The 22,967-nt window shown below is 55.2% G+C and carries 15 protein-coding genes; 10 read left to right on the plus strand and 5 right to left on the minus strand.

Annotated features, from left to right (window positions below; all coding sequences use genetic code 11):
* Positions 1-229: 229 nt before the first annotated feature.
* The 5 genes from clpP (at position 230) to ACUN9X_RS12015 (ending at position 7,765) form a co-directional block, all read left to right on the plus strand.
* The gene (clpP, locus tag ACUN9X_RS11995; RefSeq protein WP_260037892.1) at positions 230-865 is read left to right on the plus strand and encodes an ATP-dependent Clp endopeptidase proteolytic subunit ClpP; all 636 of its coding nucleotides are present in this window, start codon (positions 230-232) and stop codon (positions 863-865) included.
* Positions 866-1,042: 177 nt separating this feature from the next.
* Positions 1,043-2,326, plus strand: a complete 1,284-nt coding sequence (clpX, locus tag ACUN9X_RS12000) for an ATP-dependent Clp protease ATP-binding subunit ClpX (RefSeq protein WP_260037891.1) — start codon at positions 1,043-1,045, stop codon at positions 2,324-2,326.
* A 350-nt stretch (positions 2,327-2,676) separates the two neighbouring features.
* Positions 2,677-5,094 (plus strand): endopeptidase La, encoded by a 2,418-nt coding sequence (gene lon / locus ACUN9X_RS12005; RefSeq protein WP_445473259.1) that lies wholly within the window; start codon positions 2,677-2,679, stop codon positions 5,092-5,094.
* A 237-nt stretch (positions 5,095-5,331) separates the two neighbouring features.
* A complete protein-coding gene (locus ACUN9X_RS12010; protein WP_260037890.1) occupies positions 5,332-5,604 on the plus strand; it encodes an HU family DNA-binding protein in 273 nt (90 codons plus the stop codon).
* 298 nt (positions 5,605-5,902) lie between these two features.
* Positions 5,903-7,765 carry a SurA N-terminal domain-containing protein gene (locus ACUN9X_RS12015; RefSeq protein WP_445473260.1) on the plus strand — a complete coding sequence of 621 codons (1,863 nt, stop codon included), beginning with the start codon at positions 5,903-5,905 and terminating at the stop codon, positions 7,763-7,765.
* Between the two features lie 91 nt (positions 7,766-7,856).
* On the opposite strand, the gene pulA is transcribed toward ACUN9X_RS12015, so the two are convergent.
* The 3 genes from pulA to ACUN9X_RS12030 form a co-directional block, all read right to left on the minus strand.
* Positions 7,857-11,042, minus strand: a complete 3,186-nt coding sequence (gene pulA / locus ACUN9X_RS12020; protein WP_445473261.1) for a pullulanase-type alpha-1,6-glucosidase — start codon at positions 11,040-11,042, stop codon at positions 7,857-7,859.
* A gap of 251 nt (positions 11,043-11,293) precedes the next feature.
* Entirely contained in the window at positions 11,294-12,574 is a 1,281-nt protein-coding gene (gene lamB / locus ACUN9X_RS12025; protein WP_445473262.1) for a maltoporin LamB, read from the minus strand.
* Between the two features lie 376 nt (positions 12,575-12,950).
* The gene (locus tag ACUN9X_RS12030) at positions 12,951-13,823 is read right to left on the minus strand and encodes a MurR/RpiR family transcriptional regulator (protein WP_260037884.1); all 873 of its coding nucleotides are present in this window, start codon (positions 13,821-13,823) and stop codon (positions 12,951-12,953) included.
* 430 nt (positions 13,824-14,253) lie between these two features.
* Here ACUN9X_RS12030 and zwf point away from each other — a divergent pair, with 430 nt between their 5' ends.
* Genes zwf through ACUN9X_RS12045 form a run of 3 tightly spaced genes read left to right on the plus strand, consistent with a single transcriptional unit; the run spans position 14,254 to position 17,166 of the window.
* Positions 14,254-15,732 (plus strand): glucose-6-phosphate dehydrogenase, encoded by a 1,479-nt coding sequence (gene zwf / locus ACUN9X_RS12035; protein ID WP_445473263.1) that lies wholly within the window; start codon positions 14,254-14,256, stop codon positions 15,730-15,732.
* Complete coding sequence (gene pgl, locus ACUN9X_RS12040; protein ID WP_445473264.1) at positions 15,719-16,438, plus strand: 6-phosphogluconolactonase; 720 nt, start codon at positions 15,719-15,721, stop codon at positions 16,436-16,438. Before zwf ends, pgl begins: the two co-directional genes overlap by 14 nt.
* 59 nt (positions 16,439-16,497) lie before the next feature.
* Positions 16,498-17,166, plus strand: coding sequence for a bifunctional 4-hydroxy-2-oxoglutarate aldolase/2-dehydro-3-deoxy-phosphogluconate aldolase (locus ACUN9X_RS12045; protein ID WP_445473265.1), 669 nt, complete (start codon positions 16,498-16,500; stop codon positions 17,164-17,166).
* A gap of 90 nt (positions 17,167-17,256) precedes the next feature.
* On the opposite strand, the gene pyk is transcribed toward ACUN9X_RS12045, so the two are convergent.
* Together pyk and gap are read right to left on the minus strand one after the other, a co-directional pair.
* Positions 17,257-18,705, minus strand: coding sequence for a pyruvate kinase (pyk, locus tag ACUN9X_RS12050; protein WP_445473266.1), 1,449 nt, complete (start codon positions 18,703-18,705; stop codon positions 17,257-17,259).
* Between the two features lie 47 nt (positions 18,706-18,752).
* The gene (gap, locus tag ACUN9X_RS12055) at positions 18,753-19,760 is read right to left on the minus strand and encodes a type I glyceraldehyde-3-phosphate dehydrogenase (protein WP_445473267.1); all 1,008 of its coding nucleotides are present in this window, start codon (positions 19,758-19,760) and stop codon (positions 18,753-18,755) included.
* Between the two features lie 351 nt (positions 19,761-20,111).
* On the opposite strand from gap, the gene edd reads away from it, so the two are divergent.
* Complete coding sequence (edd, locus tag ACUN9X_RS12060) at positions 20,112-21,932, plus strand: phosphogluconate dehydratase (RefSeq protein WP_445473268.1); 1,821 nt, start codon at positions 20,112-20,114, stop codon at positions 21,930-21,932.
* Complete coding sequence (gene glk, locus ACUN9X_RS12065) at positions 21,929-22,912, plus strand: glucokinase (RefSeq protein WP_445473269.1); 984 nt, start codon at positions 21,929-21,931, stop codon at positions 22,910-22,912. Before edd ends, glk begins: the two co-directional genes overlap by 4 nt.
* Positions 22,913-22,967: the final 55 nt, after the last annotated feature.

Here is a 22,967-nt window from a genome sequence, read left to right on the forward strand (position 1 = left end):
GAGCCGATTTTCAGCGCCGCATGGCTGAGGTCATTGGTTTTGCAACATACTCGATAAGCTACACTGTGGAACAGCCGGGTTCTCCGGCTGTTTTTATCTCGGTAGCTGAATGCCAGTGACTTATCTGCGACCCCGGTAAACGGGGCGTCGGGATCGATTTCCAGCGCAGTGCCGTATCCATGATACGGGCGGCTGGCTCGCTCAAATAGCTAAGGAGTTCAGGCACATCATGATGCAAAAACCTTACGACGGTCCAACAATGGTTACCAACTCTGGTCTGGTGCCCATCGTCATCGAGCAAACCGCACGAGGTGAGCGCTCTTTTGACATTTATTCCCGTCTGCTTAAAGAACGGGTTATTTTTATGGTGGGGCCGGTTGAAGATCACATGGCCAACCTGATCGTCGCACAACTGCTGTTTCTGGAGTCCGAGAACCCCGACAAGGATATTCACCTCTATATTAATAGTCCCGGTGGGTCTGTGACTGCGGGTATGTCCATTTATGACACCATGCAGTTTATCAAGCCTGACGTGGCAACCCTGTGTGTAGGACAGGCAGCCAGCATGGGCGCCTTCCTGTTGGCGGGTGGTGCTCATGGCAAGCGTGCATGTCTGCCGAATTCGCGGGTGATGATCCATCAGCCGTTGGGCGGTTATCAGGGGCAGGCGACGGATATCGAGATTCACACCCGTGAGATCCTGAAGATTCGTGAGACCCTGAACAAGCTGCTGGCGCATCACACTGGCCAGGATCTGGAAACGATTGCGCGGGATACAGAGCGCGACAATTTCATGGATCCGCATCAGGCCAAGGAGTACGGTCTGATTGACGCTGTGCTTGATAAACGCGTCCAGAATACATAATACTGACTCAGGTGCCCTGATTTTTGCTGACAGGCCGGGGCACCCGAGCTTTGACTTTATATATAAATGTATCGTGATCGCACGACGTCTCGCGGGCGTATGTTAGAGCAGGCAGGTGAAGCATGAGCTTCGCGCCGCTTTTTCGGTGAACACGTAAGCCAAGACAGAGGTAATTCAATGGCAGATGACAGAAACGGCAGAGGCGACGATAACGGCAAGTTGCTCTACTGCTCGTTTTGCGGAAAGAGCCAGCATGAAGTCCGCAAACTTATTGCAGGGCCTTCGGTTTTCATCTGCGACGAGTGTGTTGACCTGTGCAATGACATTATCCGTGAAGAAATTCAGGAGAATGCACAGGAAGAACAGAGCGATCGGTTGCCCAGTCCCGCGGAGATCCGTGAGAACCTGAACCAGTATGTCATTGGTCAGGATCGCGCGAAGATTGTGCTGGCAGTCGCTGTCTACAACCACTACAAGCGGTTGCGCTACGGCGAAGGCAAATCCGATGTTGAGCTGGGCAAGAGTAATATCCTGCTGATCGGCCCTACCGGCAGCGGCAAGACACTGCTGGCCGAGACGCTCGCGCGGATGCTCAATGTTCCGTTCACGATCGCCGATGCGACCACGTTGACCGAAGCCGGTTACGTCGGTGAAGACGTCGAAAACATCATTCAGAAGCTGCTGCAAAAGTGTGACTACGATGTCGACAAGGCCCAGCGCGGCATTGTTTACATTGACGAAATCGACAAGATTTCCCGTAAGTCTGACAATCCGTCCATTACCCGTGACGTGTCGGGTGAGGGTGTTCAGCAGGCATTGCTGAAGCTTATCGAAGGCACGGTTGCGTCGGTTCCACCGCAGGGCGGTCGAAAGCATCCGCAGCAGGAATTCCTGCAGGTTGATACTGGCAATATCCTGTTTATTTGTGGTGGCGCGTTTGCGGGCCTGGATAAGGTTATCCGTGAGCGTTCCGAGCGCAGCAGCATCGGTTTCTCCGCTGCGGTTATCAGTGATGACGACCGTAAGAGCACCGGCGATCTGATCAAGGACGTTGAAACTGAAGATCTGGTCAAATACGGGCTGATTCCGGAGTTTGTAGGCCGTTTGCCAGTTGTGGCGACGCTGACTGAGTTGGATGAGGCTGCGCTGGTCCAGATTCTGACGGAACCGAAAAACGCCCTGACCAAGCAGTATCAGAAGCTGTTTGATATGGAAGAGGTTGAGCTCGATTTCCGTGAAGATGCCCTGCGTGCTGTGGCGCGAAAGGCAATGGAGCGGAAGACCGGAGCCAGGGGGTTGCGCTCGATTCTTGAAGCAACGCTGCTCGATACGATGTATCAGATTCCTTCGGAGCGAGACGTCAGCAAGGTTGTCATTGACGAAAGCGTGATAAACGGTGATTCCGAGCCGTTCAAGATTTACGCGAACAATGACCGTGCCAAGGCTGTTCCTGAAGACTGATCAGTTGAAGCAATAGCGTGTCATCCCGTCAGAGATGAAGGGCATGACGCGGTTAAAAACAAAAGGGGCGCTCGCGCCCCTTTTGTTTTATGCGGCATTTGTCCTCCCTGTCTCGCCAGGCAGCATCTTCGCTGATCACAGTCTGGCCCGAAAGGCATTGCAATATGATGAGCCTGCCCCAATGATTAATTCAAATGACATTCATACGACATCGTCGGCCCGGTTTCTGTGGCATCATGAACAGGCTCATGTTGTTCGGATGCCTGCCAGTTAACGAACAAGGCCGGTGATGTCGCATTCGCTTGTTTCTCCTCATGCTCTGTCAGGGCATGCTAGTCAGAGGATTATCTATGACACCAAGACCTGAGACCCCCATGAAAGACTATCCAATGCTTCCCCTGCGGGATGTTGTGGTGTTTCCCCACATGGTTGTTCCCCTGTTTGTTGGTCGTGAGAAGTCGATTCTTGCGCTGGAAGCAGCAATGGAGGGGAGTAAGGAGATCTTGCTGGTTGCTCAGCGGGATGCTGGCACCGACGATCCGGGGCCGGGCGATGTCTATGATATGGGCACCCTTGCTACCGTGCTTCAGATGTTGAAGCTGCCTGACGGCACCGTAAAGGTGCTTGTTGAGGGTAATGCCCGCGCTCGCCTTGATTCAATTGAAGATGGCGACTACCTGTCTGCCAGATCAATGCTGATCGACGAGGACCCGCTTCCTGAGCGTGAAGAGTCGGTGCTGGTCAAAACACTGACCGAGGAATTTGAAAAATACGTCAAGTTATCCAAAAAAGTGCCTTCAGAAGTCACCAACTCGCTGACCGGAATCGACGATCTGGAGCGATTGGCGGACACCATGGCGGCTCATCTTGAGCTGAAGATCCATGAGAAGCAGGAACTGCTGGAGTCGCTGGATATCCGCACCCGTATTGAGCTGTTGCTCGGGCGACTTGATGGTGAGATCGACCTGATTGAAGTCGAAAAGCGCATTCGTGGCCGCGTTAAGAAGCAGATGGAACGGAGCCAGCGCGAGTATTACCTGAACGAGCAAATGAAAGCGATCCAGAAAGAAATGGGTCAGCTGGGTGAAGGTAATAACGATTTTGAAGAGCTTGAGCAGCGCCTGGAGGAAGCGGGGCTTCCCGAAGAGGCGCGCAAGAAAACCGAAGCCGAGCTGAATAAACTCAAAATGATGTCACCGATGTCAGCCGAAGCAACGGTTGTTCGCGGCTACATCGACTGGATGTTGGCCGTGCCCTGGAAAAAGCGCAGCCGGGTGCGTCATGATCTTGAAAAGGCCCGGGAAATTCTGGACGAGGATCACTTTGGGCTGGATGAGGTCAAAAAGCGCATTCTTGAGTATCTGGCCGTGCAGAGCCGTGTCAAGAAAGTGAAGGGCCCTGTGCTATGCCTGGTGGGGCCGCCGGGTGTCGGTAAAACCTCCCTTGGGCAATCCATTGCGCGAGCGACAAATCGCAAGTACACCCGTATGGCGTTGGGTGGCGTACGCGATGAAGCTGAAATTCGTGGCCACAGGAAAACCTATATCGGTGCTTTGCCGGGTAAGCTGCTTCAGAAGCTCTCCAAGGTTGCGGTCAAAAACCCGCTGTTCCTGTTCGACGAAATCGACAAGATGGGCATGGACCACCGTGGCGACCCTGCGTCGGCATTGCTTGAAGTGCTTGACCCCGAACAGAATCACACCTTCAACGATCACTATCTTGAAGTTGATTACGATCTCTCGGACGTGATGTTTGTTTGTACTTCCAACTCGATGGATATGCCTCAGGCGCTGCTTGACCGTATGGAGATTATCCGTATTCCAGGCTACACCGAGGACGAGAAGGTCAATATTGCGCTGCAGCATTTGCTACCCAAGCAGCTCAAGGCCAACGGGTTGCGCAAGGGCGAGCTGAATATTCCGGCCGAGACGCTGCGTGATCTGGTGCGTTATTACACGCGAGAGGCGGGTGTGCGGAGCCTTGAGCGTGAGATTGCAAAGATTTGCCGTAAAGTTGTCAGGGAGCATGTTGAAGCAGGGGAGAAAGTGTCCCTCGATCTCACCCCTGAAATGCTGGAAGACTACAGTGGTGTTCGCCGCTTCAAGTACGGTCTGGCGGAAGAAGCGAATCAGGTCGGGCAGGTCACTGGTCTGGCGTGGACCCAGGTTGGCGGTGAGTTGCTCACTATTGAGTGCGCGTTGACCAAGGGTAAGGGCAAGGTCGTGAAGACGGGCTCGCTGGGTGATGTGATGCAGGAGTCTATTCAGGCGGCGCTGACAGTAGTCAGAAGTCGTGCTGTTGGCCTTGGTATCAAGGAAGACTTTTACGAGAATACGGACCTTCATATTCACGTTCCTGAAGGCGCAACACCCAAAGATGGTCCCAGCGCAGGTGTTGGCATGTGCACAGGGTTGGTGTCCGCATTGACGGGTATTCCGGTGCGGGCTGACGTGGCGATGACCGGTGAAATCACCCTGCGCGGTCGTGTTTTGCCCATCGGTGGCCTCAAGGAAAAGCTTCTGGCGGCACATCGCGGCGGTATCAAAACCGTGATTATTCCTGACGAAAATGTCCGTGATCTCAAAGAGATACCCGACAATATCAAGGAGTCACTGGAGATTCGGCCAGCCGCGTGGATTGACGAGGTGCTTGATATCGCGCTGGCTTATCAGCCAGGGCCGGATACAGGTGATCTGCCACAAAAGTCAGCCGGTGGAAAATCCCGTGACGACGAAGGCGACGTCGGCGAACGCATAAATACACATTAAACGTGGATCCCGTTGTTGACACGCCAGAGAGCCCGTTGGTATAACTGTTTCGACCTGAAGCAGCCTGTACCAAGGGCTCGAGGGGTTTTTGACCATATTCCGATCGACACCAGATGACCGAAAGGAATAACAATACCGAAGAATGGAATTCTCGAGACGCTTATGCGATAGTCGAGAAGATCCAAGAAAAACAAACCAACATATAACATCTTCAACCTGAAATCGAAGGGGTTTAGTGTGAACAAGTCCGAACTTATCGACGCAATTGCAGAGTCAGCAGACATTTCCAAGGCCGGTGCAGGACGTGCCCTGGACGCTATGGTGAGCTCTATTACAGGTGCACTCGCAAAAGACGATCAGGTCACTCTGATTGGCTTTGGCACCTTCTCAGTAAAAGAACGTGCAGCGCGCACTGGTCGTAACCCGCAGACCGGCGCTGAGATCAAGATCCCGGCCTCAAAGGTTCCAGGCTTCAAGGCTGGCAAGGCTCTGAAAGACGCTGTCAAGTAAGAAGCGGCCTTTAACGGCAGCGCTTTTATTGGCGTTGCCGGGGTGGTCTCTTCAAGGCATCCGGTTCCGGTAGGTCGTTGACCTCATCACGCTGAAATCCCCTGATTGACTGCCCCGTTGGTTTTGAGGCGCATTCCTTGCCGGATGCGCCTTTTTACGTTCAGTGCGCTTCACTTGCCCATGTCGATAGTACGTGGTTTGTGGGCGCGTCTGGTTTTTCAGGACAAATAGAAACAAGAGGCCTGATGCAGCTGCCGGTGGATGTCGTCTCCGCTGGTAACGACTGTCTGGGAGAAACATGCTTCAAGATATCCGGAATAACGCTCAGGGTACGATTGCCAAAGTCATCATCGGGTTACTGGTGATCGGGCTTTCCATGTTCGGTATGGACGCCATTATCGGGGGATTTTCGGGTGAGCCTGAAGTCGCCACTGTAAACGGAAAGGACATCACCGAGCGCGAATTTCAGCGTACCGTGCAAATGGAGCGGCAACGCCAGCTTTCTCAGATGGAAAACCCCGACCCCTCACTGATTAACGATGATGAGCTGCGCAACTCCGTGTTGGAGGGGCTGATCCGGGAAGCGGTTCTGTCACAGGACGCAGTCGATCAGGGTATGCAGCTGTCGAACACTGATATTGATCGCATCATTACGTCCATGAGTCAGTTTCAGGTCGACGGCGAGTTCAGTCGCGAGGCGTTTACTGCGACAGTTCGTAATGCTGGCATGGGCGTAGCGGAGTTCCGTGAAGCCTTGCGTCGTCAGTTTGTTATCAATCAAATCCGCAGTGGTATCGCTGCCAGCGCCATTGTTAATCCGGAAACCGCAAAAGATATTCTGAAGCTTCAGTCACAGACGCGCAGCTTCTCGACTCTGACGATCCCTGCCGATGCAGTGAGTGCCAGCGTAAAGGTAACGGACGACGAAATTCAGGACTACTACGACGCGAACAAGGCGGATTACAAGGTGCCCGAGAACGTCGATGCTGCTTATGTCGCTTTGTCGCTGGACGCATTGGCGAAGGGTGTCGAAGTATCTGACGAAGAACTGAAAGAGGCCTATGAATCCCAGTCCAAAGATCTTGGTGGTGAAGAGCAGCGTCGCGCGTCGCATATTCTGATTGAGCCAGGCGATGATGCTGAAGCTACAGTAGCGGAAGTCGAAAAGAAGCTGGCAGACGGCGAAGACTTTGCGAAGGTAGCTGAGGAGTATTCAAAGGACCCAATCTCGGCTCAGGAAGGTGGTGATCTCGGCTATGCCGGTAAAGGGGCCTATGCCGGGCCGTTTGAAGATGCGCTGTTCGAGCTGAAAGAAGGCGAGACATCCGAGCCGGTAGAGACACGGTTTGGTTTCCATATCATCAAACTCACAGGCATTCGCAAGACTGAGCGCCCATCGTTCGAGTCAATGAAAGATGAGCTGCGCGAGGGCGTTGCGCGTGAAAAGGCTGGCAAGCTGTTTTCCGAGAAGCGCACCCAGTTGGCCGATTTGTCCTATTCCGAGCCAAACCTGGACGTGCCTGCCGAAGAGCTGGGACTCGAAATTCAGGTTGTTAAAGATGTCGCTCGCGAAGGTGGGGACGCTCCGTTTGATCATCAGGGATTGGTGCGTCAGTTGTTCTCCGACGATGTGCTGAACGGTGAGTTCAATACCGAGATGGTAGACGTAAATAACAGCACGGCGGTTGTTGCCCGGGTTCGTGAGCATCACGAAGAAAAGCAGTTGAGCCTGGCTGAAGTCAGTGATCAGATTCGCGAACAGCTGAAGGCCGAGCACATCCAGAAGGCGCTTACCGAAAAGGGCAGCGAGTTGGTGGCAAGTTTGCAGGATGGCGCAGATCCCGCCAGTGTTGCTGAAGAAGCGGGTGCAGAGTGGCAGGAGCACCCCGCCATGTCCCGCAATGGTCGAGGGGTTGAGTTTGATGTCCTTCAATCGGTATTCAGCATGCCGCGGCCTGAGGACGGCAAGACCTATGATTCTGTAGCAGGTGCCCAGCGTGTTGTGATCGTCGGTCTTGAGAATGTTCAGGAGGGCGAAATATCCGGAGGTGATGAGCAGGTTAAGGCGATTGCCAACTTCCTGACATCGCAGCGCGGGCAGCGTGAGTACATCGCATACAGTGCCTCTCTGCGCGATAGTGCGGAGATTGAGAAGCCGTAAAGCGATACCGACCCGGAAGTACGAAAAAGGCAGGATGAGAATCCTGCCTTTTTTTATGGATTACCGCTGTGATCAGCCGGGTTCTGACCGGCTAATAGGTGACGGTTGGAACGCCGGAGCCTTGTGCTCCGCTTTGTTGTTGCTCGAATACAGCAACCGACAAGGCGGGGACTTCGAAATCGCCGCTGGCGAATGACGCGCCGTTAGCGGGCATCCCCCAGTGGATCTCAAAGCCTGTCAGACTCGTTTGTAAGGTCTGGGTGGTGGGTGTGGCATTGATTACCACCATGATGGCGTCGCTGTTAATGTCGATATCGTTGCCTGCAGCCGTCCCGTCATCAAGGCTGAATGCTATGAGTCCCGGCAATTGCTGCGGTCCGGTGTTATGGAAAACCAGCCGTCTCTTGATCTGCTCGGCAGTTGTCAGCCGAAAGAGTGCTGACTGCTTGCGAATGCGTAGCAGGGTTTCGACGGCATCGCGGGTATACAGCCTGTCGGCGGTGGTTGGGCTTGCCTCACTGTCTGCCAGTATCGGTGTGATGATCGGCCAGTTGTCACCGTCTTTGTCGGCACGGGGGAGTCCCCGGTTCCAAGAGCTGGTCTGATAACTGAAGTCGACAGCGTTAAACCAGTCCCCGGAATCGTAACTGTCCCGCTGCATCGATTTGGACCGCAGTATTTCTGACCCCATATGCAGGAACGGAATGCCTTCGCTCAGTATCGGGATGGCGAGTGCAATGACCTGCATGCGGGCCCGGTCGCGGCTTGATGCAGCCGTTGGTGCCTTGTACTGGTTGTTGTCCCATAGCGTCTGGTTGTCGTGTTTTGACACGTAGTTAATCAGTTCCTGGGGATCCGCGGTGTAACCGGCTGCTTGACCGTTGTAATCAATTTCCGAAGCGGTTTTCGTGCTGCCATCGAACGTTTCCAGCCGGTAGCTTGCCAGTCCGCCTGTAATACCCACTCGAATCCAGTCCATTGTCTGGAGCAGACGTTGTTTCTCTTCTTCGTTCCCGTTATTCAGTTCATTCGGAAAGGTATAGAGACCATTTGCAAAGCCCTGGTTGCTGCGAAGCGACTCTCCGCTGTCGAAGGGGCCGCCTCCGCGGACGCCATCCCGGCTGCGATCATTGAAGGAGCCAATGCCTGAGCCTCCGAGATTTTTCTGGATCGCATTCACGCCCCGGGCGTTGTCGTCCACTTCGCCGAAGTTCCAGCCTTCGCCATAAAAATAGGTATCGGGGTCGATCGCCTGAACGGCGGCCAACGCGTCCGTCATGTTCGACAGCATATGGTGCCCCATAAGATCGAAGCGGAAGCCGGATACTTTGTACTGGTTGGCCCATGTGCTGAGAGAATCGGTCATCAACTTCGCCATCATTCGGTGTTCAGTGGCGGTATTCTCGCAGCATGTGGACTGCTCCACAGCCCCGGTCTGAGGGTTAAGGCGGTGATAATAACCAGGTACGATCTTGTCCAGTACGGACTTTTCGGCCAATCCCGAGGCGTTGGTGTGGTTGTACACCACGTCCATCACTACATTGAATCCCATCTCGGTCAGCGACTTGATCATGGCGCGAAACTCAATGATCCGGGTCACGCCTTCAGCATCGCTGGAATAGCTTCCCTCCGGCACGGTGTAATGCTGGGGGTCGTAGCCCCAGTTGAAGCTGTCCAGGCCTCTGAGAACGGAATAGAGCGCTTGTGCATCGCCTGAGGCCGGATCGAACCCTTCCAGCACGCTACGGATGGTGCCGCTGCTGCATTGATCTGCCCACTGGTCGGCTGCGACATCGGAAAGCGCACAGAGCCGACTGAATTCATCATCGATATCGACGACCTTCGCCGGATCCTCGTTGACCGTGGCAATATCGAATGCCGGCAGCAGGTGAATGTGAGTAACGCCGGCATTAGCCAGGCGTGCCAGATGGGTCAGGCCTACACTGCCGCTGGCCGAGAATGCGGCGTATTTGCCACGCTGAGCAGGCGCAACGCTTGCGTCGGACGCACTGAAGTCCCGAATGTGCGTTTCGTAGATGACCACATCTTCAGGTTGAGCGACTGCGGGCGGCGCGACGCCAGTCCAGCCAGCGGGTTTGAGGTCTGCATCATCAAGATTGACCACCTGGGCATACTCGCCATTGGTTGAGAGGCTCAAAGCGTAGGGATCGGATGTGATTGCAGTCTCGACCCCGTCCGTTTGCGGATGGAAGGCTGTGACTTCGTATTGGTAGTAGGCGCGATCCAGTGACAGAGGGCCGGTGTAGTGCCATACAGCGGTGTTTTCGGCGGTGGGTGTCATGGCGACAGGGAATCCCGGAAGCGGCTGCTTGTTGGAATCGAAAGCCCTTAATTTTACCGATTGAGCGGTTGGCGCCCAGACCGCGAACTCAACGCCACTACCTGTGACGCGAGCACCAAGTGGTCCCTCATAGGCGTAGGCTGCGTCGAGCACGCCGGGAATCTGTAGCCGTGTCGCATGTGTGAGTTTCCCTGTCTTGTCGTACGCGGCGGCAATGAGCTGGCTTTTAACAATGCGAGCCCGTTCTGCTTCATTTATATCGACTCTGAACGCCGGCCAGCTTGCAAGGTGGGGAAACTGATTGGCGGCCTGCTGGGAGATAGTTGATGAAGGGAGTTCGATCGCAGTTCCGCCAGTAAGAACGCCTTCGTCTACGTGAATGTCTGCATTTTCGTCATAGCGAAGCTCAACTCTGTTTGCTTCTGACGCATCGTCCCAAACCAGCGTATTCGCATCAATCCAATGGGCACTTGCGCCCTCCAGTGCTACTGAGGGGATGGCAACCGGATCAGCTGACAGATCGGGCGATCCACTGAGCGTAAAAACGCGCCGCCCCAGTTCGGCAAAGCGCCATTGGATGTCGTTGCCGCCCAGGTCTTTGTTGTCGCCCTGGTGCATGATCATGTTGAGGCAGTCGCCATCGTCTGTGACGTCAATGCGGTAGTAAGCTCCGTAAGTCTCGCTGATACCATCAGCCAACAGTGGAGTGGCCCATTCAGTCGGCGCTGCGGCACCGCTGCAGGTGTCTGTATTCCAGAGGTGCAGGCCCCACTCATCATAGCGTTTGTCTTCGCGCAGATAGTACAGGATGGCTTCATTAGGGCCGGGTTCAATTAGCGCCTCGGTGCTCGGCGAAGTGCCTGGATCCGTCGGCTTGTCATTGTCCGATTTGCAGCCTGTCAGAATAAGACTGGCGGTGATGAGTAGAATGCTGCCAATTCCCGGGCAGCAGGCAGGGGTCATGCGCTGAATCATAACGTCGTTTCCTTGCTCTGTTTGTTGTTTTTGTACTGCTCTATTGATGGTGATCTTTGGGGCAAGGGGGGCGCATCCTCTGGGGAGCCATTTTTTATGGCGTAGGACGGGAGGCGTATTCAGCGATTAATTTCGGGAGAGGGCGCAGAAAGGATTGAAGCCTGGGGCGTAAAGAAAAACAGGCCCGATCACCGCTGTGGGATAATCGGGCCCGGCTTGCGTGTCTTTAAATAACAGGTGCGGAGGTTACTTTACCACCAGGCTTCCATCTGGACGCCGAGCTGCACATCGCCATCGACACCGTCGCCGCTGCGGGCTGCTTCAGCCTGATCGCCAAAGAATGCTGCGGCGTAGACCCGTATTACCGGGCGGGCCCAGTAGCCTTCGCCGGCAGACCATTGTTGCGCGATGGCGACCTTCTGGAGGTCTTCCTTATCGGAAGGGCCGGTGGATTTGACGTTGTCATAGCCAACTTCAAGGGCCGTGCTGGACACCGCACTCCAGTTATAGATCGGACGGGCAACAACGCTCAGGCGTTCCGCGTCGTCAAGGCTGGAGTCGTGTGCTTCGCCACGCTGGTAGAGTGCTGAGTAACCCAGGTCCCAGCTGCCGCCCAGTTTGATGACGCCATGATCGAGAATACGCCAGCTGCTTTGCAGGTAGCCGCTGGTATTGTTGTTGGCGATACGTCCGCCGCCGCCATTTTCGAAGGCGTCGAAGCCCATCGAGTCTGCACCGTACTGAAGCACAAACTTGTTGAACCCACCCATAAAGCCGCTTGCCAGCTCAGTGGTCAGGAAGTAGCCGTCTTCGTCATCAAGGCCGGCATCCTCTTGCTGGTCAGTCAGGTCGGCCATGCCGTAAATGCCAACCAGTGTCAGGGTGCTTGAGCCCACAGGGAAAGCGTACCGAACGTCGAACTTGTTGTTCTGGACCAGTTCAGTGCCATCCTTATTGTCGTGGTTGGTAAATGCGAGTGATAGCTGGCCCGGGCCGGCGCTGATGTTTTCCACACCACCACCGTAGCCCGAGTTGTTCAGGTAATAGAGGTCAAGCTGGTGAACGTCGTGACGCTGGTAGTAGCGCTTACCCGCCCAAAGTGTGGCTCCGGGGAACAGGTCGACCACATTTTTGCCGGAGATATAAAGTTGGCGCAGTGACGTATCGCCGCCATCGTAGCCACCACCGTCATTGTTGTAGCTGTAGCTCTGAAAGTCGTTGCCCTGATTGTTGGCGCCATATGACACCATGGAATCAAACCGGAATGACTTGCCATTCTCATTATAGAGTTCGTCGCCAAGGCCTATTTCGGCATAGGTGTCGCACTCGTCAGCCAGGCGCCCCACGTAATGGCCGCCTGCACCGCTGCCGAAACAGGTTTGCTCGCCGCCGCTATTGAGGTTGGTTGAGGCGCCCGCGCGGGCGTAGCCATTAAAATCGAGTGCGGCTGCCGGTGTGGTGAACGCGATGGTTGCGATAGCAGCCGCAAGCGGGGAAAGACGTGTGATCAATCGGTTGTTGTTCTGCATCATCCTGATTCCTGTGCTTTTTGTATTGTTTTGAGCGCCAGGGTTTCGTTGCCTGCACACGAACGGTCGGGTTAACCAGGGCCCATAAGCGTGTACCGATTTCCGAAACCTGCCGTAGCGACCATGCCAACGTATGTGCAAGGCTGCATGCGGGGCTTCCAGCCGATTTGAGTCGGGAAACCTGTTTTCATACTCCTTAAACGAAAGGCAAGCCACATCATCCGGTCATGAAGTTTTGGGGGTGGAGATTCAGGGGGGAGGAGGGGCGTAGATAAAACGGGTTTAATGAGCATCCCGCTAGAATATCCGGTCTTGCGGCAGGGCGCGGCGCACCACGCCACAGATTGGGCGCGATACGCTGCAATATTCCGGGCGGGGGTTAGTCGGCTGCGTATCGCGTCGGCCTGAGGCTATCCTTGATTTTTTTCAGGTGCTGCTGGAAATCGCTGCCGCGCTTGAGTGTTACCCCGGTCGCGAGGATATCGACTATCGTGAGATGAATGATTCGTGACGTCATGGGCATATAGACGTCGGTGTCTTCCGGTGCCGTGACTTCCAGTGCGACGGTGCAAGTTTCGGATAACGGTGAGTTCGGCGCGGTAATGCCGACAACGGTCGCACCGTTTTTGCGCGCATCTTTCGCGATCTCCACCATTTCGCGAGTGCGGCCGGTGTAGGAGATCACGACAATAACGTCGCCGGTGCTGCTGCCGGCTGCAACCATTCGCTGCATCAGTACGTCGTCGTAGGCCATGACCGGGATATTGAAACGGAAAAACTTGTGTTGGGCATCCATGGCAACAGGCGCTGAGCCGCCCATGCCAAAGAAGTTGATCTGTTTGGCCTGGATGAGATAGTCGATGGCAGATGACAGTGCGCTGGGGTTGAGCGCCTGGCGCGCTTTGTCCAGGCTGGCCATAGTGCTGAGTACTATTTTGTCAGCGAAGGTGGCAACGTCGTCATCCGGCTTCACTATCTGGCTGACATACGGCGTACCGGTGGCAATACTTTGTGCCAGCTGGATTTTGAAATCAGGGAAGCCGGAGGTTGAAAAGCCCCTGCAGAAGCGGTTCACCGTGGGTTCACTGACGTCGGCGGCGCGCGCCAGTGCTGCAATACTGTAACGTGTTGCAGCTGAAGGGTCTTGCAGAATAGCTTCAGCAACTTTGCGCTCGGACTTGTTGAGGTTGTCGAGTTTTGCCTGAATCTGTTCCAGCAGGTTCAGGTGGCTGCTGTCATTGAATTTGTGCATGTGCTTTCCCTGAATTGCCGGCTGTCACTGCCTGGCAGAGATGTGCCGAAGGATGATTGTGCTGAGATTATAGCGTGTTTTTTGCATTAAAATCCGTAGTAAAAATATCACAAATGACGATTTTAACTTGGATGTGGCAAAATTAAGTGTCATTATTTTGTTTAAATTACTACGTATTGGCGATAGCAAGTTACCAAAGTGCCCGTTTCATGCTGGTTGTCTGTGGTTGTAGCACGGCGATTGGCGGCTGGCACGGCTTTCGCAACCATAACGGGATACCGTGGCGTCTGCACGGCAGGTGCCAGAACGCTATTGCCCGTTGAGTTGGATCGAATCTTCAGTCAGCGGAGTTGTTGGTCACGATCTCAAGGCTCCAGCCTGATATGACAACAATAAATGGCGCGTATACGGACAGTAAAGGACTGTATTCATGGTTAAAAAGACTGAGAACCGGTGTGACCTGATCATGTTTGGCGCATTGGGTGATCTGGCGCAGCGGAAGTTGTTTCCTGCGCTTTATCAGCTGGATGCTGCTGAGCTTTTGACAGCGGGCACCCGCGTGCTTGCGGTAGCTCGCAAGGATCTGGATGTTGAAGGCGCGCGAGAACAACTGCGCAAGAAAATCCTTGAGAACGTAAAGTCCGAAGAGATGGATCAGGCTGTGCTCGATCGATTTCTCCAGCGCGTCGATTATCACCGCCTGGATTTCGGCACGCTGGACGACTACCACGCTCTGCGCGAGTGGCGGGAAGAGGGCGGTCATGGTGCACTGATTGCGTACATGGCAACGCCGCCCTCGTTCTATGGCACCATTGCCCGCAATCTCCGGGAAGCTGCGTGCATTGATGCTGCAACCCGTGTGGTTGTGGAGAAACCGATCGGCCATGATTTTGAGTCGTCTTGCGAGATCAATGATCAGTTAGCTGAGGTGTTTAATGAGGATCAGCTATTCCGTATTGATCATTATCTGGGCAAGGAAACTGTTCAGAACCTGATTGCATTGAGGTTTGCCAATAACCTGTTTGAGACCCAGTGGAATCAGAACCAGATCTCCCACGTGGAGATAACCGTCGCCGAGAGCGTTGGGATTGAGGGGCGGTGGGGCTACTTTGACCAGGCCGGCCAAATGCGGGATATGATTCAGAATCACCTGCTGCAGTTGCTTTGCCTGATCGCCATGGACCCGCCGTCTGATCTTACTGCCGATAGCATTCGGGACGAGAAGGTCAAGGTGCTTAAAGCATTGCGCCCGATAACGGCTGACGTGATGGAGACGCATCTGGTTCGCGGCCAATATACTGCGGGGAGTTCCGGTGGAAAGGCGGTGCCTGGCTATCTGGAAGAAGAGGACGCAGTGAGAGGTAGCTCCACTGAAACCTTTGTTGCCCTCAAAGCGGAGATTCACAACTGGCGCTGGTCCGGCGTGCCTTTCTATATCCGTACAGGCAAGCGCCTGCCGGAGAAGCTTTCCCAGATCATTATTCACTTCAAGCCGGCCCCGCATTACATCTTCGATCCTGACCAGAAGCAAATGGCCAACAATAAACTGATCATTCGACTGCAGCCGGATGAAGGTATGTCTTTGCAGATCCTGACCAAGGATCAGGGGCTGGATAAAGGGATGCGTCTGCGTCAGGGGCCGCTTGAATTGACCTTCTCGGAAACCTTCGGTCAGGGCCGTATACCGGATGCCTATGAGCGCCTGTTGTGGGAAATAATGAAGGGAAACCAGTACCTGTTCGTGCGCCGTGACGAAGTAGAGCACGCCTGGCGCTGGGTCGATCAGGTGATTTCGAACTGGGAAGATCATGCCGCGCCACCGAAGCGATACGCAGCCGGAACCTGGGGGCCGGTGGCCTCTGTCGCGCTGATCACCCGTGATGGGAGAAGCTGGTATGAAGATGTCTGATTTGCACTGGCCCGCAGACGTTGATGTGATCCAGGACGAGAGTGCCGATGTGATCGCGAACAAGCTTGCCCGGACCGTTGCCGGAAAATTGACTGAGGCGCTCGGCCGCAAGTCGCGCGCCTGTATGGCGGTGTCCGGGGGCAGTACACCCAAAGCTTTTTTTCAGGCGCTGAGTCAGTTGCCTGTTGAGTGGTCCCGCGTCGATGTGACCCTGGCAGACGAGCGCTGGGTTGATGTGGATGCGGACGCCAGTAACGAACGGCTGGTCAGGGCGGCGCTGTTGCAAGGGCCGGCTGCCAACGCCAGGCTCATCGGGCTGAAGCAGCCTCATGACACGGCCAATGCCGGGCAACCCATCGCTGAAGAAGCCCTTGCCGAGATGGAGTGGCCGCTGGATGTGCTGGTGCTGGGGATGGGCAATGACGGGCATACAGCGTCACTGTTTCCAGATGCACCGGAAATCGGCGAGGCCCTTGATTCGAGCCGCCCGGCTCGCTGCATTGCGATGCACCCGCCGTCTCAGGCTGTTCCCCGGATTTCATTGTCACGCCGCGTCCTGGCCGAGGCCGGTTGGACTGCAGTGCACCTCAAGGGTACAGACAAGCTTGAGACGCTTGAGCGGGCGTTTGCCGATCTCGCCAATGTTCATGCTATGCCGATACGCGCATTTTTGGGTGATGGGGCGCAGGTTTACTGGAGCCCCTGATCTTAGCGCGCGCGGATATTTCGCCATTTTTGTTAGTCAGATATCGAAGAGAGGGGTTTATGTCATCCTCAATAACGGATGCCCGCCGGGCGCAGGTTCAGGCAGTGCTTGATGCGTGTCCTTTGATACCGGTAATCGCCATTCATCGGCCGGAGCATGCCCTGCCTCTCGCCCGGTCGCTGGTTGAGGGCGGGATCAATATTCTTGAAATCACCCTGCGCACGCCTTTCGGGCTGGATGCTATTCGGGAGCTTCGCAAAGAGCTACCGGAAGCCTGGGTTGGTGCCGGTACGGTTACCAGTGTCGATCAGTACCGTGCTGTGGAGGAGGCGGGCGCCCAGTTTGTGATTACGCCCGGTACCACTGATTCTTTATTTGATTACGGCCTGACAGCCTCAGCACCGCTGCTTCCGGGTGTCGCTACCCTGTCAGAGATGATGCGGGGCTATCAGCGGGGCTATCGCCATTTCAAGTTCTTCCCGGCTGAAGTGGCGGGCGGGGTGTCTGCGCTGAAAGCATTTTCCGGTCCATTCCCGGATGTGTGTTTCTGCCCGACGGGTGGCATCCGTAAAGAGACAGCGAGTGACTATCTCGCGTTGGCTAATGTGGCTGCTGTTGGTGGGAGCTGGCTAACGCCACAGGATGCGATTGATCAGGGTGACTGGCAGCGTGTTACGGCGATAGCGCGAGAGAGTTTGGCCTTGTTGCGAAACGGTAAGGTATGTTGAAGGGATAAAAAAAGGGGTATGGCGTTGCTGCCATACCCCTTTTGTTTCTATTCAATTCTTCAGGATTCAAACCTGCAATTTTGAACTCCGCTATTTGACGGTAGCGCCGGCACGGACGATTTTCATCGAGTTGGTGCCGCCTTGGGGAGCGGCGTAGTCGCCTTTGGTGATGACCACCAAGTCACCATCTTTCACCACGCCACGTTCCATCAGCTCATCTACCGCCGCGCTGTTGGTCTTTTCGTTGGCAATGGTGTCGGAGTCAAATGGTACCGTCTGCACGCCGCGATAAAGCGCTACCCGATGTTGGGTGCTGTGATGGCGTGAGAATGCAAAGATCGGCAAGCTTGATTTGATTCGGGACATCAGCAACGGTGTGGCGCCGGTTTCTGTCAGGCAGATGATGGCCGTGACACCGGCTAGATGGTTGGCAGCGTACATGGCCGACAGGGCAATCGCCTCGTCGATACGCTCCATGCTCTCGTGAATCCGGTGCTTTGACTGGTGCATGGACGGCTGCTTTTCAGCGCCCAGACAAATGCGCACCATCGCTTCGACCGCTTCTCTGGGGTAGTCGCCCACGGCGGTTTCAGCCGACAGCATCACTGCATCGGTGTAATCCATGACCGCGTTGGCCACGTCAGATACTTCCGCGCGGGTCGGCATGGGGTTGTCGATCATCGATTCCATCATCTGGGTGGCGGTGATTACGACACGGTCCAGGCTGCGGGCCCTGCTGATGATGTGCTTCTGAACGCCGACCAGTTCTGCATCGCCGATTTCTACCGCCAGGTCGCCCCGCGCTACCATGACGGCATCGGACGCTTCGATAACCGCATCGAGCTGTTCCGGGTTGTGGGCCAGTTCTGCGCGCTCAATTTTTGCGATAAGCGACGCGTTGGAGCCGGCAGCCCGCAGTAACTTGCGAGCGGTGTGCATGTCTTCAGCGGTGCGCACGAAAGAGACGGCGACATAGTCTGCACCCAGTTCGGCGGCAGTTACGATGTCCTTCTTGTCTTTTTCGGTAAGGGCTTCGGCAGACAGGCCGCCGCCCCGTTTATTGAGGCCCTTGTTGTTGGAGAGAGGACCACCGATCAATACGCGGGAGGTGATGCTGTGCTCGCTGACCTGTTCGACTTCCATCTCGATCCGGCCATCGTCGAGCACCAGGATATCGCCCGCGGTCACATCATTGATCAGTTGTTCGTAGTCAATGCCGACGCACTGGTCGGTGCCGGCTTCTTTGTCCATCGCGGCATCAAGCACAAACTGCTGCCCCGCTTTAAGCGTGACTTTGTTTTCGCTGAAGCGGGCGATACGCAGCTTGGGGCCTTGCAGGTCGGCCAGCAAAGCGACGAAGCGTTGCTGTTGTTTGGCGATAGCCCGCACTTGTTTTGCGCGTTCTATGTGATCGTCTGCGCTGCCGTGGGAAAAGTTGAGTCGTGTGACATCAACGCCTGCGGCAATAATGGCAGATAGCGATTCGGGAGAGTCTGTGGCCGGACCGAGCGTGGCGACAATCTTGGTGCGCCTGAGCATGTGTGCTCCTTTTGATGGCTTGAAGAGTTCTGTTGGGTTGGGAATTATCAGCGACTGGCGGCCTGCATCAGTGCCGTAGCATTATCCAGCATGCGATTCGAGAATCCCCATTCATTGTCATACCATGCCATGACTTTAACGTGACGGCCTAGCGCCCGCGTGTGATTGGCATCGAAAATGCTGGAAAGTACGGAGTGATTGAAGTCGACACTGACCAGCTTTTCCTGGTTGTAGCCCAGTATAGAACTCTTCTGTGCGGCAGATTTCAGTAAATCATTAATTTCGTCTGCGGTGGTATCGCGACTGGCGATAAAACTGAGATCCACCAGCGATACGTTAATTGTCGGCACGCGCACCGCCATTCCGTCGAGCTTGCCGGCAAGTTCCGGGAGAACCAGACCAATTGCGGCTGCCGCACCTGTTTTGGTGGGAATCATGGATTGGGTAGCCGAGCGCGCACGATAGAGATCGGTATGGTAGACATCACTCAGTTTCTGGTCATTGGTATAGGAGTGAATGGTCGTCATCAGGCCGCTCTCAATACCAATGCCATCGGATATGGCTTTCACCACGGGTGCCAGGCAGTTAGTGGTGCAGGAGGCGTTGGAGATGATGTGGTGATCAGCGGTCAGGCTGTGATCATTGACGCCGTATACGATGGTGGCATCAGCGTCGGGCGAGGGTGCAGAAATAATCACTTTGCGGGCACCAGCGCTCAGATGCGCTGCCGCGGCTTCGCGCTTGGTGAACAGGCCGGTGCACTCGAGCACGACATCGACATGGTAATCTTTCCAGGGCAGTGAAGCTGGATTGCGCTCAGCGCAAATGGCAATCCTGTCACCGTTGACTGAAAGTGATTCTGCATCATGGCTGACAATGCCATTAAACCGCCCGTGCACGCTGTCGTATTTCAGCAGGTGGGCGTTGGTTTCGGCGTCACCAAGATCATTGATCGCCACAACCTGCATGGTCTGGCGATAATCGTTTTCGTAAAGTGCACGGAGAATATTGCGTCCGATACGGCCAAATCCGTTAATACCTATGCGAATCGTCATTGTTAGCTCCACGGCCGGTAATTGTTTTGTTTGTCGGCGGAAGGGGCAGTGAAAATGCTCCCGTCGATGGAAATTATGCTTTGCTGGTTCTCGAAGTTACGTAGTAAATATAACAAAAGTTAGATTATTTGTGCACGTAAATGCTGAATAAAGTAAAAATACTACGTAGTATTGTGATCAAATGGTTTCATGTTCGAAGGTCAGATCGTCTTTAGTCGAACAAATGAGGCTTTAAAGTTTACGACCTGTGCTGCAACGTTATGTTCCCGGCGCCGAGAAGGGCTAAAGGCCTGGTCGGTGTGCCGAATCAGCAATCAGGGTCTTGCGTCAACAGTCAGTGAGGAGAGGGCAATGCATCCTACGATCGAGAAAGTCACGCAGCGGATTATTGAGCGCAGCCGTGGCAGCCGCGAAGATTACCTGCAGCGGATGGCGGCGTTGGGAGCTCAGTCTCCTCAGCGGGAATCGCTCTCCTGCGGTAATTTGGCTCACGGATTTGCGGCATGTGGCAAATCAGACAAAGACACCCTTAAGCTCATGAACAAGGCGAATGTCGCGATCGTTTCGGCCTACAACGATATGCTGTCGGCGCATCAGCCTTACCACCGGTTTCCCGATATTATCCGCCAGGCGGCGCATGGAATGGGGTCAGTTGCCCAGTTTGCCGGTGGCACGCCCGCAATGTGTGATGGTGTGACGCAGGGGCAGCCTGGAATGGAGTTGAGTCTGTTTTCCCGGGACGTTATCGCCATGAGCACGGCGGTGTCCCTGAGTCACAATATGTTTGATGCGACCATGTTGCTGGGTATCTGCGACAAGATTGTGCCCGGCCTGCTCATCGGCGCGCTGAGCTTTGGTTATCTGCCAACAGTGTTGGTACCTGCCGGCCCTATGCCCTCCGGGCTCCCCAATAAAGAAAAGCAACGTATTCGCCAGCTCCACGCTGAAGGCAAGGTTGGCCGAGATGAATTGCTGGAATCCGAAAGTCAGTCGTACCACAGTCCTGGCACCTGTACCTTTTACGGCACGGCCAACAGCAACCAGCTGCTGGTTGAGGTTATGGGGTTGCACATGCCTGGCGCCGCGTTTATTCATCCGGATACCCCGTTGCGGGACGCTCTGACCAGCGCTGCGACGGAGCAGGTGATTCGTTTGTCCAAGCCAAATGGGGGGGCGCTCGGGCTTGCGGACATGGTGTCCGAGAAAACGATTGTCAACGCGCTCGTGGCATTGCTGGTAACCGGTGGATCGACCAATCACACCATTCACTGGGTAGCCATTGCCCGTGCAGCGGGTATCCATATCAACTGGGATGACTACTCGGAGCTGTCATCCGCTGTGCCGTCGATGACACGCATCTATCCAAACGGCCAGGCTGATATCAACGCCTTTCATGATGCAGGCGGAACGCCTTATCTGATCGGTGAACTGCTCGATAAGGGGTTGCTGCACAACGATGTGGAAACCGTTGTGGGGCACGGTCTTGAACGATACGCGCAAATGCCGTCGCTGGACGGTGACAAGCTGGTTTGGTCACCCGCCAAGACAGAATCATCCGATCTGTCGGTGCTGAGTTCGGCTACTGAGCCCTTTGCGCCGGAAGGGGGCTTGAGAGTGCTCGATGGTAATCTCGGGCGAGGCGTGATCAAGGTGTCTGCTGTAGCGCCGGAAAATCATATTGTTGAAGCACCGGCAGTTGTTTTTGACGACCAGAACGAACTGAAGGCGGCTTTTGAGGCCGGCGATCTTGATCGGGATTGTGTGGTTATTGTGCGTTTCCAGGGCCCCAAAGCCAACGGAATGCCGGAGTTGCACAAGCTGACGCCGTATCTGGGTGTACTGCAGGACAGGGGTTATCATGTCGCGCTGGTGACGGATGGTCGTATGTCCGGAGCGTCCGGCAAGGTGCCCGCTGCTATTCATGTATATCCTGAGGCTCTGGACGGCGGCCCGCTGGCGCGAGTGAAAAGTGGCGATGTTGTTCGTCTGGATGCTGTAGAGGGCGCGCTGACGGTGGCGTTGTCGGAAGATGAACTCAGTGAACGGGCGCTTGCGAAAAATGACCTTTCCAAACATCACAGCGGTTTGGGGCGTGAAATGTTTGGCTGGATGCGCCGTTCCGCAAGCACGCCTGAAGAAGGCGCCTGCTTTTTCTGGAACCACGATGCATGAATGATAACCTGTCCTTTTCACTGGTAGGCGATATCGGCGGCACTAATGCGCGACTGGCGCTGGTGCGCGAAGGCGAGGTGCGTCCGGAGGCTATCGAGGTACTGCCTTGTGGTGACTACGACAATCTGGACAGTGCGATTACAGCCTATCTTGCCAAAGTTGGCGTGGCATCGGTTACCGATGCCTGTCTTGCTGTTGCCTCGCCGGTGCCAGAGCCCAACGATCCCGATGCTCAAGTGCGCATGACCAACAATCACTGGCGGTTTGGTGTACAGGCGATTCGCGAGGCGTTCGGTTTACGCCACTTCAAGGTCATCAACGATTTCACCGCCATGGCACTGGGTGTGCCTCATGTGCCGCAAGACCATCTGGTTCATGTCTGTGGGGGCGCGGGCAAGTCGACGCGGCCTCGCCTGGTAATAGGTCCGGGCACAGGGCTTGGTGTATCAGGGCTTATCCCGATCCGGGACGGGTGGGTGCCGTTGATTACAGAAGGTGGCCATGTGGATTTTTCGCCAACCGACGAAACCGAAATCGCGGTGCTGCGTATTCTCAAGGCCCGCTTCGGTCGGGTATCGGTGGAGCGAATTCTGTGTGGTCAGGGGCTGCTGAACCTGTATCAGGCCCACGCCGAGATTCAGGGCGTTGCCGCGCCATTGGATGAACCTCACAAGATCACGATGGCAGCAGTCGAGCAGGCGGATCCGCTGGCGCGGCAAGTCTTGCGGCATTTCTGTGGCATTCTGGGAAGAGTGGCCGGCGATGGAGTGCTGACGCTGGGAGGACTGGGTGGCGTCTATATCTGTGGCGGCATCGTTCCCCGTTTTATCGATTTCTTCCTTGAGAGCCCCTTTCAGACTGGCTTCGAAGATAAAGGGCGAATGCGCCCGTTGATGGAATCAACGCCTGTGTATATTGTCACCGAGCAATATACCGGTTTGCTGGGTGCAGGCGAGGCGTTGCGCAATCCGGAAGTCTGAGGCTATTTGAATCGGTGTCCGTTTGATGTCGGTTAGCTGACACATGCCTTTCTCC

The sequence above is a fragment of the Marinobacter sp. V032 genome (assembly GCF_052645435.1).